Origin of the sequence: Enterobacter sp. HK169 (genome assembly GCF_001719105.1) — a bacterium.
Taxonomy (GTDB): Bacteria; Pseudomonadota; Gammaproteobacteria; order Enterobacterales; family Enterobacteriaceae; genus Enterobacter; species Enterobacter asburiae_B.
On the sequence record NZ_CP017087.1, the window covers coordinates 4,413,139 to 4,430,767 of the forward strand.

Genomic DNA, 17,629 nt, shown 5'->3' on the forward strand with positions numbered 1-17,629 from the left:
GGAGCGGCAAATGAGTGCACTTGAACCTCCAGCTCGCGCAGAAAAGCCGGGCGGTTTTGCCCAGTGGCTGACGCGCTTGCAGATGAACCACGGCCGCAAGCTGGTGATCGCCATGCCGTACGTGTGGCTGATCCTGCTGTTCCTGCTGCCGTTTCTGATTGTTTTCAAGATAAGCCTGGCGGAAATGGCGCGGGCGATCCCGCCCTATACCAACCTGCTGGACTGGGCCGACGGGCAGCTGACGCTGACGCTTAATCTCGGCAACTTCCTGCAGCTCACCGACGATCCGCTCTATTTCGAAGCGTATCTGCAGTCGCTGCAGGTGGCGGCGATTTCGACGCTCTGCTGTCTGGTGATGGGCTACCCGCTGGCGTGGGCGGTGGCGCACAGCAAGCCGTCGACGCGTAACATCCTGCTGCTGCTGGTGATCCTGCCGTCGTGGACCTCGTTCCTGATCCGCGTTTACGCCTGGATGGGGATCCTGAAAAACAACGGCGTGCTGAATAACTTTCTCATGTGGCTCGGGGTTATCGATCAGCCGCTGACGATCCTGCACACCAACCTCGCGGTCTATATCGGCATTGTGTACGCCTATCTGCCGTTTATGGTTCTGCCGATCTACACGGCCCTGACGCGCATTGATTACTCGCTGGTGGAAGCGTCGCTCGATCTTGGCGCCCGTCCGTTAAAAACCTTCTTCAGCGTGATTGTCCCGCTGACCAAAGGCGGCATTATCGCCGGGTCAATGCTGGTCTTTATCCCGGCAGTGGGGGAGTTTGTGATCCCGGAACTGCTCGGAGGCCCGGACAGCATCATGATTGGCCGCGTGCTGTGGCAGGAGTTCTTCAATAACCGCGACTGGCCGGTGGCCTCGGCGGTAGCGATTGTCATGCTCCTGCTGCTGATCGTGCCGATCATGTGGTTCCACAAGCATCAGCAGAAACAGATGGGAGATCACGGATGAACAATTTACCGGTAGTGCGCTCTCCGTGGCGAATTGCGATTCTCGTTATCGGCTTTACCTTCCTGTATGCGCCGATGCTGATGCTGGTGATCTACTCCTTCAACAGCTCCAAGCTGGTGACGGTCTGGGCGGGCTGGTCGACGCGCTGGTACAGCGAGCTGTTCCACGACGATGCGATGATGAGCGCGGTGGGGCTGAGCCTGACCATTGCTGCCCTTGCGGCGACAATGGCGTCGGTGCTGGGCACGATCGCCGCGCTGGTGATGGTGCGCTTCGGGCGTTTTCGCGGCTCAAACGGGTTCGCCTTTATGATCACCGCGCCGCTGGTCATGCCGGACGTGATCACCGGTCTCGCGCTGCTGCTGCTGTTCGTGGCCCTGGCGCACGCCATCGGCTGGCCGGCGGATCGCGGCATGCTCACCATCTGGCTGGCGCACGTCACCTTCTGTACGGCCTACGTGGCGGTTGTGATCTCCTCGCGCATGCGCGAGCTGGATCGCTCCATTGAAGAGGCGGCGATGGATCTTGGCGCGACGCCGCTGAAGGTCTTTTTCATCATTACCCTGCCGATGATTATGCCGGCGGTGATCTCCGGCTGGCTGCTGGCGTTTACGCTGTCGCTGGACGATCTGGTTATCGCCAGCTTTGTCTCCGGACCGGGCGCGACGACGCTGCCGATGCTGGTCTTCTCCAGCGTGCGCATGGGGGTCAACCCGGAGATCAACGCCCTGGCCTCTATCATCCTCGGCGTGGTCGGAATTGTCGGATTTATCGCCTGGTATTTGATGGCGCGCGCGGAAAAACAGCGCGTGCGCGATATCCAGCGTGCAAGACGCGGCTGAAGGATTTAAAATTTCCAGTGAAGTGCCGCGCATGACGCGGCACTGTTTTTCAGGGAAGTAAAACATTGGGATTATTAAAAAAATCACGTACTACGCACGCGCGTCCTAACGTACCTGCACTGGTTCAGGTGGCGGCGCTCGCCATTATTATGATCCGCTGCCTGGACGTGCTGATGATTCTGAACACCCTGGGCGTGCGCGGCATCGGTGAATTCATTCACCGCAGCGTGCAGACGTGGAATCTGACGCTGGTCTTTTTGAGCAGCCTGGTGCTGGTGTTTATCGAGATCTACTGCGCGTTTTCGCTGGTCAAAGGGCGCAACTGGGCGCGCTGGGTCTATCTGCTGACGCAAATTACCGGCGCCAGCTATCTGTGGGCCGCCTCGCTGGGATACGGCTACCCGGAGCTGTTCAGCATTGCCGGGGAATCCAAGCGCGAGATCCTGCGCGCGCTGTTTATGCAAAAATTGCCGGATATGCTGGTGCTCTGTCTACTCTTCGTTCCGGCCTCAAGCCGGCGGTTCTTCCGCCTGCAATAATGTGTATAATCGCAGCCCTCGTGATTCTTAAGGTTTTCATATGCAGTGCGCACTCTATGACGCCGGACGCTGCCGCTCCTGTCAGTGGATAGAACAGCCGGTCTCTCAACAACTCACCGCCAAAATGGCCGACCTGCAACAGCTGCTGGCAGCACACGCGGTGGGCGAGTGGTGCGCACCCGTCAGCGGCCCGGAGCAGGGCTTTCGTAATAAAGCCAAAATGGTGGTTAGCGGCAGCGTTGAAAAACCGCTGCTGGGAATGCTGCACCGCGACGGCACACCGGAAGACCTGACCGGCTGCCCGCTGTATCCCGCCTCGTTCGAACCCGTCTTTGCCGCGCTGAAACCGTTTATCGCGCGTGCAGGATTAACGCCTTACAGCGTCGCCCGCAGGCGCGGCGAGCTGAAATACCTTCTGCTGACGGAAAGCCAACTCGACGGCGGCATGATGCTGCGCTTCGTGCTGCGCTCGGAAGCCAAGCTGGAGCAGCTGCGCGCGGCGCTGCCGTGGCTGCAGGAACAGCTGCCGCAGCTGAAGGTCATTACCGCAAATATTCAGCCGGTGCATATGGCGATCATGGAAGGGGAGAAAGAGATTTTCTTCACCGACCAGCACGCGCTGGCCGAAAGCTTCAACGGCGTGCCGCTGTGGATCCGCCCGCAAAGCTTCTTCCAGACCAACCCGACCGTGGCAAGCAGCCTGTACGCCACCGCCCGCGACTGGGTTCGTGCGTTAAACGTCCATCATATGTGGGATCTCTTCTGCGGCGTGGGCGGCTTTGGTCTGCACTGCGCCACGCCAGAGATGCAGCTCACCGGCATTGAGATCTCTGCCGAAGCGATTGCCTGCGCGAAACAGTCCGCCGCCGGGCTGGGGTTAACGAATCTGCACTTCCAGGCGCTGGATTCCACGCAGTTTGCGACCGGCCAGGGCAACGTGCCGGAGCTGGTGCTGGTCAACCCGCCGCGCCGCGGCATCGGCAAGGCGCTGTGCGACTACCTGAGCCAGATGGCACCCGAGTACATCGTCTATTCCAGCTGTAACGCCCAGACCATGGCGAAAGACATCGCCAGCCTGCCGGGCTACCGCATTGAACGCGTTCAGCTTTTCGATATGTTCCCGCATACCGCGCATTATGAAGTGCTGACGTTGCTCGTGAAATCTTAAACAAAATGTGAACTCTTCCCCCGCTCGAAATCAGGTAAGCTTACGTCATAAGAGATGAATAAAGGCTTACCCATGAAGCAGATCCTGCTGGTGGAAGACGACCACGATATCGCGGCGCTTCTGCGACTCAATTTAGAAGACGAAGGCTACGCCATTACCCACGAGCCCGACGGGGGCAAGGCCTTACTGCGTCTTGAAAAACAGCCGTGGGATGCGGTGATCCTCGACCTGATGCTGCCCAGCGTTGACGGTCTGGAGATTTGCCGCCGCATCCGTCAGATGACGCGCTACCTGCCGGTGATCATCATCAGCGCCCGCAGCAGCGAGACCGACCGCATTACCGGGCTGGAAACCGGCGCCGATGATTATCTGGCTAAGCCGTTCTCGGTGCAGGAACTCATTGCGCGCATCAAAGCGCTGTTCCGCCGCCAGCAGGCGATGGGGCAGGCGCAAACCGACGGTCAAATTCAGGCCCACGGTCTGACCATCGATCCGCTGGCGCGCAGCGTGCTGCTTCACGGTCAGGTGGTGGATCTCACCCCGCGTGAATTCGAGCTGCTGTACTTCTTTGCCCGTCATCCCGGCGAGGTCTTTTCCCGTCTGGCGCTGCTGGAGCAGGTCTGGGGCTATCAGCACGAAGGCTATGAGCACACCGTTAACACCCATATCAACCGCCTGCGCATCAAGATTGAGAAGGACGCCGCCGAGCCGGAGATTATTCGCACCGTCTGGGGCAAGGGCTATAAATTTTCGGAGCCAAATCATGATGCGCCGCTTTAGCCTGGGCCAGCGACTGACGCTGCTGTTTATCCTGCTGATGATGCTCTGCGCCACCGTCGCCTGTGCGGTACAACTCTACACCAGTACGCAGTACGGCAACGCGATGGTGCAGCGGCTGTCGGGCGGGCTGGCGCAGCAGATCGTTCAGCGTGAACCGATTCTGGACGCGCAGGGCAGGGTCGACCGAACGGCGCTCAAGCCGCTGTTCGATCGGCTGATGACCTTTAATCCGAGCGTTGAGCTGTACGTTGTCTCCCCGGACGGCGATATCCTGGCGGATGCCGCACCGCCGGGCCACATTCAGCGACAAAAAATCGATCTGGCCCCGGTTCAGACCTTCCTGAGCGGTACCGCCATACCGGTCCTGGGCGACGATCCTCGCAGTCAAAATAAAAAGGTCTTTAGCGCCACGCCGCTGCGGCAGGACGGCGAGCTAAAAGGCTATCTGTACATTATTTTGCAGGGCGAAGAGTCAAACGCCCTGGCTGAAATGGCCTGGCATAAGGCGCTGTGGAGCACGGTACTGTGGTCATTGCTGTGGGTCGCGCTGTTTGGCCTGCTGGCAGGTTTACTGGTCTGGTACTGGGTCACGCGCCCGGTAAAACAGCTGACGGTGGAGGTCGCCGGGCTGGAGCAGGACAGCATCAGCGCTATCAGACAGCTGGCGGCACAGCCGTCGGACGCGGCGGCCAGGGATGAAGTGGCGATCCTGCGCAACAGCTTTATCGAGTTGGCACGCAAAATCACCCGCCAGTGGGACCAGCTGGCCGACAGCGACCGCCAGCGCCGGGAGTTTATCGCCAACATTTCGCACGATCTCCGTACGCCGCTGACCTCGCTGCTGGGCTATCTGGAAACCCTATCGCTAAAATCCGCCACGCTGACGCCGCAGGAGCACCAGCAGTATCTCGCCACCGCGCTGCGTCAGGGGCAAAAAGTCCGTCATCTATCGCAGCAGCTGTTCGAGCTGGCGCGCCTTGAGCACGGCGGCATTAAGCCGCAGCGCGAGCGTTTCGCGATGGGGGAGTTGATTTCCGACGTGGCGCAGAAGTTTGAGCTCACCGCCCGCACGCGCGAAGTGAATCTGCATATTGACGTGCCGGGACCGCTGCCGCTGATTAACGCCGACGTGTCAATGATCGAACGCGTGGTGACCAACCTGCTCGATAACGCGATGCGCCATACGCCATCTGGCGGGGAAATTCGTCTGGCGGTCTGGCAGGAGAATGAACGGCTTCAGGTCGAAGTGGCTGACAGCGGAACGGGCGTGGATGCCTCGCTGCGCGACGATCTGTTCCAGCGGCCATCGGCGTTGAACACCCAGGCATCGCGGGAGAATCGCGGCGGGCTGGGGCTGTTAATCGTGAAACGTATGCTGGAGCTGCACGGCGGTGGGATCAGGCTGATGGAGTCGGTGAGCGGGGCGCGGTTCAGGTTCTTTGTGCCACTGTGAGAGAGTGCCGGGTGGCGGCTTCGCCTTACCCGGCCTACAGACTACCACCCCCGTAGGCCGGGCCACCCGGCAAAAAAATCTTACTGCGGGAACCACTGCTCGCTGATTTTCTGGTACGTACCGTCAGCTTTAATCGCTTTCAGCGCGCCGTTCAGTTTTTCCAGCAGGGCCTTGTTATCCGGACGTACCGCGATGCCCAGACCCGTGCCGAAGTACTGCGGATCGGTCACTTTCTCGGTTGCGGTGCCCAGCTGCGGATTGGTTTTCAGCCATTCGTTCACCACGGCGGTATCGCCGAACACGCCGTCGATACGGCCATTTTTCAGGTCGATAATCGCGTTCTGGTAGCTGTCATAAGCCACGGTTTTCACTTCAGGATGTTTGTCCTGGAGGTATTTCTGGTGCGTGGTGCCGTTTTCCATCCCGATGCGTTTGCCTTTCAGCTGATCGAAAGAGGTATAGGCGCCTTTCTTCGCAATCACGACCGCCGAGTTGGCGTAGTACGGGTCGGTAAACGCAACCTGCTTGCTGCGCTCAGGCGTGATGTCCATCCCGGAGATCACCGCGTCGTATTTTTTGAATTTCAGCGACGGGATCAGGCTGTCGAAGGCATGGTTGGTAAAGGTGCAGTCGGCCTGCATTTGTTTGCACAGCGCTTTCGCCAGGTCAATGTCGAAGCCCACGATCTGGTTGCTGGCATCCAGCGATTCAAACGGCGGATAGGTGGCGGACACGCCAAAATTGATTTTATCAGCTGCGGATGCGCCAGCGGCGAAGGTGGCGAGTAATGCGGCCAGAACTAACTTTTTCATTGTAATGCTCCCGTCTGTCTTATTTATGCGCCGTGTCTGCGGCATGGATGTACAATGCCATTTAATGAATTTATATGCAATAAAAATGATTAAATATTATTTTTATGGCAAAAAAAAGCGGATAACCAGAAAGTTACCCGCATTGATTAATCACATTTATGCACTTCTTGCCGTGTGGCGCTGCGCTTACCCGGCCTACGATCTGCGCTCAAACGCCAGCGCTTTACGCTCGATCAGGCGCATCATCAGCGTCAACAGGCCGTTAACCACCAGATAGACCACGCCTGCCGCACCGAACACCATCACGTCATAGGTGCGCCCGTACAGCAGCTGTCCGTGACCCATCACCTCCATCAGGGTGATGGTGTAGGCCAGAGAAGTACTCTTGAACACCAGCACCACTTCGTTGGAGTAAGAGGAGAGCGCGCGCTTAAAGGCGTACGGCAGCAGGATCGCCAGCGTGTCCTTCTTGCTCATGCCCAGCGCTCCGCAGGACTGCCATTGTCCTTCCGGAATGGCGCGGATCGCCCCGTAGAACAGCTGGGTGGTATAGGCCGCACTGTTCAGCGAAAGGGCAATCAGGGCACACAGCCACGGTTCAGAAAGCAGATGCCAGATAACCGGATACTCCTGCAGCGACGGGAACTGGCCCGGGCCGTAGTAAATCAGGAAGATCTGCACCAGCAGCGGCGTACCGGTAAACAGGGTGATGTAGCCGCGCACAATCCACACCAGCACCGGCGTTTTCAGCGTCAGGATGATGGTGAAGATAAGGGCCAGGATCAGCGCCACGATAATGGACGCCACGGTCAGCGTCAGGCTGGTGTGCAGCCCTTTCATCAGCTCGGGGAAATATTCAAGCATCAGCCTGGTCTCCGTTCAAAGCGCGTCGCACGCAGGTCAATACGCTTGAGGATGTACTGACTGAGCAACGTGATCACCAGGTAGATAGCCGCCGCCACAATGTACCAGGTAAAAGGCTCCTGGGTACGGGTGGCGATGCTTTTAGTTTGCAGCATCAAATCGTTAACGCTGATCAGGCTCACCAGCGCGGTATCTTTCAGCAGCACCAGCCACTGGTTGCCGAGGCCCGGCAGGGCATGGCGCCACATCTGCGGCATGACCAGACGGAAGAAGATGGCTGACTTCGACAGACCTAACGCCTGACCCGACTCCCATTGACCCTGCGGCACGGCTTTCAGCGCACCGCGCAGGGTTTGCGACGCGTACGCGGAATAGAGCAGGGAGAGGGCAATCACGCCGCACAGGAACGGGCTGACGTCGAAGTTTTCAATCTGCATCTGCACCGGGATCTGCGCAAAGCCAAGATTGATCGTAAAACCGTCCGACAGCGTCAGCAGCAGCTGTGAGGAGCCGAAATAGATAAACAGGACCACCAGAATTTCCGGAAGCCCACGCAGCACGGTGACCAGCGCGGAGCCTGTCCAGGCGACGGGGAACCATTTCGCGGATTCCCACACCGCAAAGAACATCGCCAGCACGAGGCCGATAATCAGTGCGCAAACGGCAAGGCCGACGGTCATCCCGGCGGCGCTTGCTAAAGGAAAAATTTCATTCATCAGGAATTACTTCTGGAACCATTTTTTGTAGATGGTTTCGTAGGTGCCGTCTTTCTTCACTTTTTCCAGCGCAGCGTTGAATTTCTGCTGCAGCTCAGTGTTGCCCTGACGAACGGCAATCCCCAGACCGGTACCGAAGTAATCCTTATCGGTCACTTTGTCGCCCACTGGCGCCAGTTTATCGTTGGCTTTCAGCCACTCGGTTACGACCGCGGTATCACCAAATACGCCGTCGATACGGCCATTTTGCAGATCCAGCTTCGCGTTCTGGTAGCTGTCATACGGAACGGTGGTGATTTCCGGATGTTTATCCATGATGAATTTCTGGTGCGTGGTGCCGTTCTGCACGCCAACTTTTTTGCCTTTCAGCTGATCGACAGAGGTGAATTTACCTTTCTGACCAATGAACAGGGCGGAGTTGTCGTAGTAAGGCGTAGAGAACAGAACCTGCTTTTCACGCTCCGGGGTGATGTCCATACCGGCCATCACGGCGTCGATACGGCGGAACTTCAGGCTTGGGATCAGGCTGTCGAACGCCTGGTTGCTGAAGGTACAGGTCGCGTCGATCTCTTTACACAGGGCGTTAGCCAGGTCCACGTCGAAGCCAACAATTTTGTTGTTCGCATCGATGGACTCAAACGGAGGGTAAGAGGCTTCCGTGGCGAAACGAATGGTCTGAGCTGCGGTAGCGGAAAGGGTAACGCCAGCAAGCAGCACGGCAAGTAATACTTTTTTCATTATATTTCCCCTGACACAATCAATGAGATAAATAGTTTTTGAAGGCATCGGTTTGCGGGTTCGCGAAGCAGCTCGCATCACCTTGCTCAACGATATACCCGTTTTCCATGTAGACCACACGGCTGGCGGTTTTACGCGCCACTTCCACTTCGTGGGTGACGATAACCTGAGTAATATTGGTTTCCGCCAGTTCGCGAATGATGCTGACGATCTGGGCGGTGATTTCCGGGTCCAGCGCCGCGGTCGGTTCATCAAACAGCAGTACCGCAGGCTCCATCATCAGCGCGCGGGCAATGGCTACGCGCTGCTGCTGGCCACCGGAAAGGTGCAGCGGATAGCGGTCGCTGTAAGGCTTAAGGCGCAGACGATCCAGCAGCTTTTCAGCGCGCGCGATCGCCTGATCCTTGCTTAACCCCAGCACGCGGCACGGCGCTTCAATCAGGTTTTGCAGGACGGTCAGATGCGGCCAGAGATTGTATTGCTGGAAGACCATGCCGACGTTTTGACGCAGTTCGCGAATCGCTTTATCAGACGGCGTTTTCGCGAAGTCAAAATGGTTACCGGCAATTGCCAGCGTACCTGAACGGGGCATTTCAAGCAGATTAAGGACACGCAGAAGGGAGCTTTTGCCTGCACCGCTTGGGCCAAGCAAAACCAGCGTTTCGCCTTCCGGGCAGTTCAGCGTGATGTCAAACAGCGCCTGGTGTGCGCCGTAGAAGCAGTTAATGCCGTTTAGTTTAATACTCATCGGGGCAGTCTTTACTCATCCAGGCAATCTATAGCAATTGAGGCCGCAGATAGTACCGTTGACAGAATAGTTATGCAATATTTATGCGTTAAAAGTTAAATATAACCCGTGTTTCCTCTTAAACATAGCACAAAATAGCGAACGGTAAGGTCGGCGAGTATAAATGTCGGCATTCCGCATGAAATGCCGCACATTTTACGGGGGTTACCGGGTTGTATCGGCGGGTTTAGCGATTCTCAATCGACTGGCGCAGCGTGCCTGCCGGGGCATGAACGCTGCCGCCAACGTAGCGCACGTCGTCTACCGCCCAGCACTGTCCTTCACGGATCATCAGCACTTCATCCTGCCAGGTTTGGGTTCCCTGCGTCAGCTTCACGCGCAGCGGAATATTACGGGCATCGGTATTTGGGATGGTTGACGCGCTGGCTACTTCGGCGCTGTCCGGCAGCGTGGTGCGACTGGAGAACGGATCGGATTTCAGCAATGTGTTGTGCTGAGGGTCGCGGGTGGCGTCGTTAAGCAGTTTTGCCAGACCGTCGCTCAGATACGGGCGCAGGCCGGTGAGATCGTTACTGCGGTGCTGAATGCGATAATCATAGAACTGCTGTGCCACGGCGTCCGGGCCGCCCTCAATGCAGGGGCCGCTGCGGGTACCGATATCCTTAAAGGCTGGCGTGACCGTGGTGGTACAGGCGCTGAGCACCAGCGCGCAGGGCACCAAAAGTGTTAAAGCAGAATAGCGCATGTTGATTTCCTTATTTATTAACTATCCTTTCAATCATAGCGTAACGAACCGATAATGCTGTGCCTAAGGCATTGAACGCTAAAGAAGGAGAGAAACCATGCAGTTTTCAACAACGCCAACCCTGGAAGGGCAGACAATAACCGAGTATTGCGGTGTGGTTACCGGCGAAGCGATTCTCGGCGCCAATATCTTCCGCGACTTTTTTGCCGGTATCCGCGATATCGTTGGCGGCCGCTCGGGCGCATACGAAAAAGAGCTGCGCAAAGCGCGTGAAATCGCCTTTAAAGAGCTTGGCGAGCAGGCGGAAGCCCTCGGCGCTGATGCGGTCGTGGGGATTGATATCGACTACGAAACGGTCGGAAAAGATGCCAGCATGCTGATGGTGAGCGTAAGCGGTACGGCGGTGAAAACCCTCCGATGAGGCGTTCGCTTGCCTCGCTCCTGCTGGCGCTGCTGCTTGCAGGGTGTGCCACAGAAAAAGGGATCATCGATAAAGGCGCCTACGAGCTGGACACGCGCCATCAGGCGCAGGCGGCTTACCCGCGTATAAAGGTGCTGGTGATCCACTACACCGCAGATGACTTTGACAGCTCGCTGGCCACGCTGACGGATAAGAACGTCAGCTCTCACTATTTGATCCCGGCTAAACCCCCGGCACCGGACGGTAAGCCGCGCATCTGGCAGCTGGTACCCGAAAGCGAACTGGCCTGGCATGCGGGCATCAGCTTCTGGCGCGGCACCAACCGGATTAACGATACGTCTGTCGGCATTGAGCTGGAGAACCGCGGCTGGCAAAAAACGTCGGGCGTTAAGCATTTTACGCCGTTTGAGCCTGCGCAAATTGCGGCGCTGGTTCCGCTCGCCAAAGACATTATTGCCCGCTACAACATCAGACCTGAAAATGTGGTGGCCCATTCGGACATCGCTCCGCAGCGTAAAGACGATCCCGGCCCGCTGTTCCCGTGGCGTGAGCTGGCGCAGCAGGGGATTGGTGCATGGCCCGATGCCGGGCGCGTTGCGTTCTATATAAACGGGCGACCGCCTTATCAGCCGGTAGACACCGCAGCGCTGCTGGATTTACTCGCACGCTATGGTTATGAGGTGCCCGACAACAGCACGCCTGCCCAGCAGAAGCGCATCATCATGGTGTTCCAGATGCACTTCAGGCCGCAGCTGTGGAACGGCGTAGCTGATGTGGAAACGATGGCTATTGCAGAAGCGCTTTTAGAGAAATACGGGCAGGGGTAATCCTTCGGATATCCCTCTCCGTGAATTAAGGCTATCGGTGCAACTTCCCATGATCCCGCAGCCACGCCGCCGTAAGCGTAATCCCTTCATCCAGCGTTACGATCGGTTTGTACCCAAGCTCGTTCTCCGCCCGCGAAATATCCAGCGTGAAATCAAAGTTAAGCTTCGATACGCCGTAATGCGTCAGCGCAGGCTCTTTGGCCGATTTACTGCCAAAACGCTCCATGCTGCGGGCAATCATATCCAGCATTGGGTAAGGGACTGAACGGATGCGGCAGTCGATCTGCAGCTCGTCAATTAAACGCTGCACAATGCTGCGCAGCGTGCAGGGTTCGCCGTTCGTGATGTTGTAGGCGCGACCGGAGATCAGCTTATCGCAGTCCGGCTGGCTTGCCAGCCACATGGCGTGAACGGCGTTTTCGTAATAGGTCATATCCACCAGCGCATCGCCGCCGCGCGGCAGCAGCACGCTGCCGTAGTGGTGCATCATCTGCGCCAGGCGCGGAATAAACACTTTGTCGTGCGGCCCGAACAGGCTCTGCGGACGTAAGACCGTAAAACGGGTGTGCGGGTTCGACTGTGCCAGCAGGTCAATCACCTCTTCGCTGGCCGCCTTGCTGCGGGCAAACTCGCAGGCAAAGCGAGCGGGACGGAAATCTTCCTGCACGTCACGATGGTGGTGATAGTCGAAATAGAGTGAAGGTGACGAGATATGAATAAAGTTACGCACGCCCCAGGCAACGGCCCATTCGCCCAGACGGCGGGTTGCCCGCACGTTGGCGAGATCGAAGGCTTCCTGGGTACCCCACGGGGAGGTGAAGCTGGAGCAGTGCCACAGCGTGTCGATACCGGCGAGCATCACTTTCGCCTGAGAGGAGACCAGCTCCGTCAGGTCAGCATGGACGAACTCCGCGCCCATTTTTTGCAGCAGTTTTCCCATCGCTTCGTTGCGACCGGTAGCCCTGACGCTAATGCCCTTGTTGCGCAGAAATTCGACCGCATTTCGGCCTAAGCCGCTGGTCGCCCCGGTAACCAGTACCTTCATATCAATCCACTGTGTTGAAAAGAATTTCGTGCGCATTCTTTCGTGAATTACGGCGCTATGCAATGGGAAAGGTGAAAGAAAGAGAGTTTTATTTAGATCTTTTCCGTCTTTTGTTCTGCCCGTTGCGCAATCCGCTTTGCCATCCCGCGGAAGATAAACAGGTGGGCGGGGATCATCAACAGCCAGTAGAACAGACCCGGCATTCCGTGCGGATGCCACCAGGCGCGGACGTCCAGTTCACGACAATCGCCTTTGTCTTTCAGGGTAAAGCAGAGTCGGCCCAGCCCCGGGGCTTTCATACCGAACAGCAGCGCCAGCTGTTTTTCCGGCTCGACGATGATGACCTTCCAGCTGTCGACCGCGTCGCCCACCTCAAGATACGGGCGTGCCGGACGGCCTTTTGCCAGCCTGTGCCCCACCAGCAGATCCATTGCTCCGCGCGTTTGCCACAGGATATTACCGAAGAAATAACCGTCTTTGCCGCCAATCTGGTTCACCACCTCCCACAGCGCGGCCAGGCTGGCGTGGGTTTTCACCGTGCAGCCCGCCTGTTTCGGGTAATAGCCGTACTCCGGCCGCCAGCGGGCAAACGCCTGAGCGTCGTAACCCCAGTCGCTGGAGTTCACCAGCTGCTCTTCCTCTTTCAGCGTATTGCGCACGGCATCATCAAAGCGGATCAGATCCTGGGGAATGAGTGCCCGCAGTTCGCGATCGTCCGCCAGTAAATCATGTTTGAGCCCCTGGATCAGCGCTTTGGCGGTCGTCGGCGGCACGGAGGTGATCACGTTCAAAAACCACACCGAAATCCAGCGGGTCGGGAAGGGAATGGGGATCAGCCAGCGGCGGCGGCCGCTGACGCGCATGAAATGTTCGAACTGCTCCTGATAGCTCAGCACTTCAGGGCCTGCCGCCTCGAGCACGCGGTGATGCTCCGCCGGGTGATACAGCAGGGCCACCAGATAATGCAGTAAATTCTCCAGCGCAATCGGCGTGGTGCGCGAGCGTACCCAGCGCGGCGGCGTGAGTACGGGCAGGTTGTAGACCATATCGCGCATCACTTCGAAGGCGGCGGAGCCTGCGCCGACGATGATCCCGGCGCGCAGTTCGGTGACGGGGATATTCGCCCCGCGCAGGGTGTCAGCCGTCAGCTGGCGGGCGCGCAGGTGATCGGACTGCTCGTGTTCGGGCGCCTGGAGCGAGCTTAAAAAAATGACCTGCTTCACCGGGGTTTGCAGCAGGGCATCGCGGACGTTCATCGCCGCCTGCCGCTCGTGGGCGATAAAATCCCCGCCTTCGCCCATGCTGTGCACCAGGTAATAAAGCGTGTCGACCCCTTCCAGCAGGGCGGGAAGTTCCTTCGGCCAGTTGAGGTCAACGCTGTGGCAGGTAACGCCAGGCAAACTGAGCTTTTGCAGGCGTTCGGTGTTGCGTGCCGCTGCCAGCACCTGGTGGCCCTGCTGGCTTAACGCCGCGGTGAGATGCTGACCGATGTACCCGCTGGCGCCGAGCACCAGAATTCGTTGCGGCACGTGATGCTCCTTATCGCTGTAAAAACGCCTGCCAGTGTTTCACCACGTCCGCCAGCTGTTCGCGGCTCACGTCGAGATGCATGACCAGGCGCACGACGGGTGAGGCGTTGATCAGCACGCCACGTGATTTCATAAACTCACCCAGCGCGGCGGCGCGGTCATCGCCCACGCGTACGAACAGCATGTTGGTGTCGTGGCGCATCACGTCGGCGCCAATCTCGCGCAGCTGCGCCGCCATCCACGCGGCGTTGTCGTGATCGTCCTTCAGGCGCGCCACGTTATTTTTCAGGGCATACAGCCCGGCAGCCGCCAGAATACCCGCCTGACGCATGCCGCCGCCGGTCATTTTACGCCAGCGGTTGGCGCGCTTGATGTAGTCCGCGTCGCCCACAAGCAGAGAGCCCACCGGCGTGCCCAGCCCTTTTGAGAGGCAGATGGTGAACGAGTCGCAGTATTGCGCAATCTCTTTCAGCTCGCAGCCATACTCCACGACGGCGTTAAAGATACGCGCGCCGTCAACGTGCAGGCCGAGCCGGCGCTCGCGGGTGAATTCCCACGCTGCTTTCAGGTATTCGCGCGGCAGCACTTTGCCGTTGTGGGTGTTTTCGAGGCTGAGCAGTCGGGTGCGGGCGAAGTGAATATCGTCAGCTTTGATTTTCGCCGCGACTTTATCGAGCGGCAGGGAGCCGTCCGGCGCGGCGTCAATCGGCTGCGGCTGAATGCTGCCGAGCACCGCCGCGCCGCCGGCTTCGTAGAGATAGTTATGCGCGCCCTGGCCGACGATATACTCTTCCCCGCGCTCGCAGTGGCTGAGCAGCGCCACTAGGTTAGCCTGCGTGCCGGTTGGCAGAAACAGGGCCGCTTCCTTGCCGCTCAGCTCTGCCGCGTAACGCTGCAGTTCGTTAACCGTTGGGTCATCGCCGTAGACGTCATCCCCGACCGGGGCGGCCATCATCTCTTCGAGCATGGCGCGGCTCGGGCGGGTTACGGTATCACTGCGTAAATCAATCATTTCACATCCCTTTATTTTAAGAGGTCATGCGAAATGTTTTACCTGAGCCAGTTGGTTTTTGCCAGTTCGATCACCTCGTCGCCGCGCCCGCTGATGATGGCGCGCAGCATATACAGGCTAAAGCCTTTGGCCTGTTCCAGCTTGATCTGCGGCGGGATCGCCAGCTCTTCTTTGGCGACGACGACATCCACCAGCACCGGACCGTCGATGGAAAATGCGCGCTGCAGGGCTTCGTCCACCTCTGAGGCTTTCTCCACGCGAATGCCGGTGATGCCGCAGGCCTCGGCGATGCGTGCGAAATTGGTGTCGTGCAGCTCGGTGCCGTCCGTGAGATAGCCTCCGGCCTTCATCTCCATCGCCACGAAGCCCAGCACGCTGTTGTTAAAGACCACGATTTTCAGCGGGAGCTTCATCTGCACCACCGACAGGAAATCCCCCATCAGCATGCTGAACCCGCCGTCGCCGCACATCGCCACCACCTGACGCTCCGGGGCCGTCGCTTTTGCGCCCAGCGCCTGCGGCATGGCGTTGGCCATCGAGCCGTGGTTGAACGAGCCGAGCAGGCGACGCTTGCCGTTCATCTTCAGATAGCGTGCCGCCCAGACGGTTGGCGTGCCCACGTCGCAGGTGAAGATGGCGTCGTCGTCCGCGAAATGACTGATCTGCTGCGCCAGATACTGCGGGTGAATCGCTTTGTCGCTCGGTTTGGCGAGGTCGTCCAGCCCCTTGCGGGCGTCGCGATAGTCGCTCAGGGCCTTATCAAGGAACTTGCGGTCCGTTTTTTCTTCAAGCAGCGGCAGCAGGGCGGCAAGCGTGGATTTGATGTCGCCCACCAGCGCCATATCAACCTTGCTGTGCGCGCCGATGCTGGCCGGGTTGATATCAATCTGAATGATTTTGGCATCCGTCGGGTAGAACGCGCGATACGGGAATTGGGTGCCGAGCAGGATCAGCGTGTCGGCGTTCATCATGGTGTGGAAGCCGCTGGAGAAACCGATCAGACCGGTCATCCCCACATCAAAGGGGTTGTCGTACTCGACGTGCTCTTTGCCGCGCAGGGCGTGAACAATGGGGGCCTTAAGCTTACCCGCAAATTCAAGCAGCTCCTTGTGCGCGCCCGCGCAGCCGCTGCCGCACATCAGGGCGATATTGCTGGAGTAACGCAGCAGCTGAGCCAGCTTTTTCAGCTCCTCTTCCGCAGGCGTCACCACCGGCTGCGGGGCGTGATACCAGTGGGTGCTGGCCCCTTCCGGCGCGGCCTTGAGGGCCACATCGCCCGGGATAACGACCACAGAAACGCCGCGGTTCAGCACGGCTTTGCGCATGGCGATCGCCAGCACCTGCGGGATCTGCTCCGGAGATGAAACCAGCTCGCAATAGTGGCTGCATTCACGGAACAGCTCCTGCGGATGCGTCTCCTGAAAATAGCCGCTGCCGATTTCGGAAGAGGGGATATGGGCGGCAATTGCCAGCACCGGCACGTGGTTACGGTGACAGTCAAAGAGGCCGTTGATCAGATGCAGGTTGCCGGGACCGCACGATCCGGCGCAGACGGCCAATTCCCCCGTGATCTGTGCTTCAGCGCCTGCGGCGAAGGCGGCAACCTCTTCATGGCGCGTGGGCATCCATTCGATGGTCTTCATCTTGTTGAGGCTGTCGCTAAGTCCGTTCAGGGAATCGCCGGTTACGCCCCAGATACGTTTCACGCCAGCCTGTTCGAGCGTTTTCGCTATATATGCAGCCACGGTTTGTTTCATGGTTGTCCGTCTCCTTTTTGTGATATCGCTTACAAGCTTAGAAGAAAGTCTCCGTATTGCCCGTCGCATGCCCCCAATTAAAAGGTGCTTTTCACGCGCAAGTATTCGGCATAATCTGGTGATATCTCAGTAAAAACAGGAAGTATTTCAAATGGTTAAATCATTGTTAATCGCTGTTAATGAAAAGCTATCGTGCGACGATCTTGGCAAACTCTTGTTACGACTTGCCGTCGGCGGGCTAATGCTTTTTCACGGTTTACACAAGCTTTTTGGCGGCGTGGGCTTTATTAGCGGCATGCTGGTGGAAAAAGGGCTGCCGGGATTTATCGCCTACGGCGTGTTGGTTGGCGAAGTGGTGGCGCCGATCCTGATTATTGTCGGGCTCTTTACGCGTCCGGCCGCGCTGGTGCTGGCCTTTACGATGATTGTGGCGTGGCTGATGGTGGGAATGGGTGAAACGCTTGCCCTCGATAAGGTAGGCGCATGGGCGATTGAAAGCCTGGTGTACTTCTTTATCGGCTCGCTGGCGGTCGCGTTTTTAGGGGCGGGGCGGTTTGCGCTGGGTAAAGCGCCCGCGTGGCGGTGAGGTTGTTGTAGGTCGGGTAAACGCAGTGTCACCCGACAAAAAGCCCGGTGGCGCTGACGCTTACCGGGCCTACGATCGAACGC

Annotated in this window: 19 protein-coding genes; 9 read left to right on the forward strand and 10 right to left on the reverse strand. The window is 58.3% G+C overall.

The genetic code is table 11. The features are described 5' to 3' along the window. Positions 1 to 10 precede the first annotated feature (10 nt). The 6 genes from potH (at position 11) to EnteroDNA1_RS20975 (ending at position 5,746) form a co-directional block, all read left to right on the forward strand. The gene (gene potH, locus EnteroDNA1_RS20945) at positions 11 to 964 is read left to right on the forward strand and encodes a putrescine ABC transporter permease PotH (RefSeq protein ID WP_033145043.1); all 954 of its coding nucleotides are present in this window, start codon (positions 11 to 13) and stop codon (positions 962 to 964) included. Continuing rightward, positions 961 to 1,806, forward strand: coding sequence for a putrescine ABC transporter permease PotI (potI, locus tag EnteroDNA1_RS20950; protein WP_029739447.1), 846 nt, complete (start codon positions 961 to 963; stop codon positions 1,804 to 1,806). Before potH ends, potI begins: the two co-directional genes overlap by 4 nt. Before the next feature lie 65 nt (positions 1,807 to 1,871). After that, entirely contained in the window at positions 1,872 to 2,345 is a 474-nt protein-coding gene (locus EnteroDNA1_RS20955) for a YbjO family protein (protein WP_069303866.1), read from the forward strand. Positions 2,346 to 2,385: 40 nt separating this feature from the next. Beyond that, a complete protein-coding gene (rlmC, locus tag EnteroDNA1_RS20960) occupies positions 2,386 to 3,513 on the forward strand; it encodes a 23S rRNA (uracil(747)-C(5))-methyltransferase RlmC (RefSeq protein ID WP_039261492.1) in 1,128 nt (375 codons plus the stop codon). A 72-nt stretch (positions 3,514 to 3,585) separates the two neighbouring features. Beyond that, positions 3,586 to 4,293, forward strand: a complete 708-nt coding sequence (locus tag EnteroDNA1_RS20970; RefSeq protein WP_069303867.1) for a response regulator transcription factor — start codon at positions 3,586 to 3,588, stop codon at positions 4,291 to 4,293. Then, the gene (locus tag EnteroDNA1_RS20975; protein WP_069303868.1) at positions 4,277 to 5,746 is read left to right on the forward strand and encodes a sensor histidine kinase; all 1,470 of its coding nucleotides are present in this window, start codon (positions 4,277 to 4,279) and stop codon (positions 5,744 to 5,746) included. The genes EnteroDNA1_RS20970 and EnteroDNA1_RS20975 overlap by 17 nt, the downstream gene beginning before the upstream one ends. Before the next feature lie 80 nt (positions 5,747 to 5,826). Here the strand turns inward: EnteroDNA1_RS20975 and artJ are convergent, their stop codons facing one another. The 6 genes from artJ to EnteroDNA1_RS21005 all read right to left on the reverse strand — a co-directional run bounded on the left by artJ (position 5,827) and on the right by EnteroDNA1_RS21005 (position 10,369). Beyond that, positions 5,827 to 6,558 (reverse strand): arginine ABC transporter substrate-binding protein ArtJ, encoded by a 732-nt coding sequence (gene artJ / locus EnteroDNA1_RS20980; protein ID WP_021240923.1) that lies wholly within the window; start codon positions 6,556 to 6,558, stop codon positions 5,827 to 5,829. Between the two features lie 195 nt (positions 6,559 to 6,753). Continuing rightward, positions 6,754 to 7,422 carry an arginine ABC transporter permease ArtM gene (artM, locus tag EnteroDNA1_RS20985; RefSeq protein ID WP_033145048.1) on the reverse strand — a complete coding sequence of 223 codons (669 nt, stop codon included), beginning with the start codon at positions 7,420 to 7,422 and terminating at the stop codon, positions 6,754 to 6,756. Then, positions 7,422 to 8,138, reverse strand: a complete 717-nt coding sequence (gene artQ / locus EnteroDNA1_RS20990; RefSeq protein WP_023310941.1) for an arginine ABC transporter permease ArtQ — start codon at positions 8,136 to 8,138, stop codon at positions 7,422 to 7,424. The genes artM and artQ overlap by 1 nt, the downstream gene beginning before the upstream one ends. Positions 8,139 to 8,144: 6 nt before the next feature. Next, complete coding sequence (gene artI, locus EnteroDNA1_RS20995) at positions 8,145 to 8,876, reverse strand: arginine ABC transporter substrate-binding protein ArtI (protein WP_033145049.1); 732 nt, start codon at positions 8,874 to 8,876, stop codon at positions 8,145 to 8,147. 19 nt (positions 8,877 to 8,895) lie between these two features. Continuing rightward, complete coding sequence (artP, locus tag EnteroDNA1_RS21000) at positions 8,896 to 9,624, reverse strand: arginine ABC transporter ATP-binding protein ArtP (protein ID WP_023310942.1); 729 nt, start codon at positions 9,622 to 9,624, stop codon at positions 8,896 to 8,898. A gap of 226 nt (positions 9,625 to 9,850) precedes the next feature. After that, entirely contained in the window at positions 9,851 to 10,369 is a 519-nt protein-coding gene (locus EnteroDNA1_RS21005; RefSeq protein ID WP_045403666.1) for a lipoprotein, read from the reverse strand. A 97-nt stretch (positions 10,370 to 10,466) separates the two neighbouring features. Here EnteroDNA1_RS21005 and EnteroDNA1_RS21010 point away from each other — a divergent pair, with 97 nt between their 5' ends. Both EnteroDNA1_RS21010 and EnteroDNA1_RS21015 read left to right on the forward strand, forming a co-directional pair. Then, entirely contained in the window at positions 10,467 to 10,790 is a 324-nt protein-coding gene (locus EnteroDNA1_RS21010; protein WP_023310944.1) for a heavy metal-binding domain-containing protein, read from the forward strand. Next, positions 10,787 to 11,617 (forward strand): N-acetylmuramoyl-L-alanine amidase, encoded by an 831-nt coding sequence (locus EnteroDNA1_RS21015; RefSeq protein WP_069303869.1) that lies wholly within the window; start codon positions 10,787 to 10,789, stop codon positions 11,615 to 11,617. The genes EnteroDNA1_RS21010 and EnteroDNA1_RS21015 overlap by 4 nt, the downstream gene beginning before the upstream one ends. Before the next feature lie 31 nt (positions 11,618 to 11,648). Here EnteroDNA1_RS21015 and EnteroDNA1_RS21020 read toward each other — a convergent pair whose 3' ends face one another. From EnteroDNA1_RS21020 to poxB, 4 genes are all read right to left on the reverse strand, one after another. Beyond that, positions 11,649 to 12,662, reverse strand: a complete 1,014-nt coding sequence (locus EnteroDNA1_RS21020; protein WP_033146514.1) for an NAD-dependent epimerase/dehydratase family protein — start codon at positions 12,660 to 12,662, stop codon at positions 11,649 to 11,651. 92 nt (positions 12,663 to 12,754) lie between these two features. Further along, positions 12,755 to 14,191 carry an SDR family oxidoreductase gene (locus EnteroDNA1_RS21025; RefSeq protein ID WP_069303870.1) on the reverse strand — a complete coding sequence of 479 codons (1,437 nt, stop codon included), beginning with the start codon at positions 14,189 to 14,191 and terminating at the stop codon, positions 12,755 to 12,757. Between the two features lie 10 nt (positions 14,192 to 14,201). Continuing rightward, complete coding sequence (gene ltaE / locus EnteroDNA1_RS21030) at positions 14,202 to 15,203, reverse strand: low-specificity L-threonine aldolase (RefSeq protein ID WP_033145067.1); 1,002 nt, start codon at positions 15,201 to 15,203, stop codon at positions 14,202 to 14,204. A gap of 38 nt (positions 15,204 to 15,241) precedes the next feature. Then, a complete protein-coding gene (gene poxB / locus EnteroDNA1_RS21035; protein ID WP_039261536.1) occupies positions 15,242 to 16,960 on the reverse strand; it encodes a ubiquinone-dependent pyruvate dehydrogenase in 1,719 nt (572 codons plus the stop codon). A gap of 151 nt (positions 16,961 to 17,111) precedes the next feature. Here poxB and EnteroDNA1_RS21040 point away from each other — a divergent pair, with 151 nt between their 5' ends. Then, entirely contained in the window at positions 17,112 to 17,546 is a 435-nt protein-coding gene (locus EnteroDNA1_RS21040) for a DoxX family protein (protein WP_033145069.1), read from the forward strand. Positions 17,547 to 17,629: the final 83 nt, after the last annotated feature.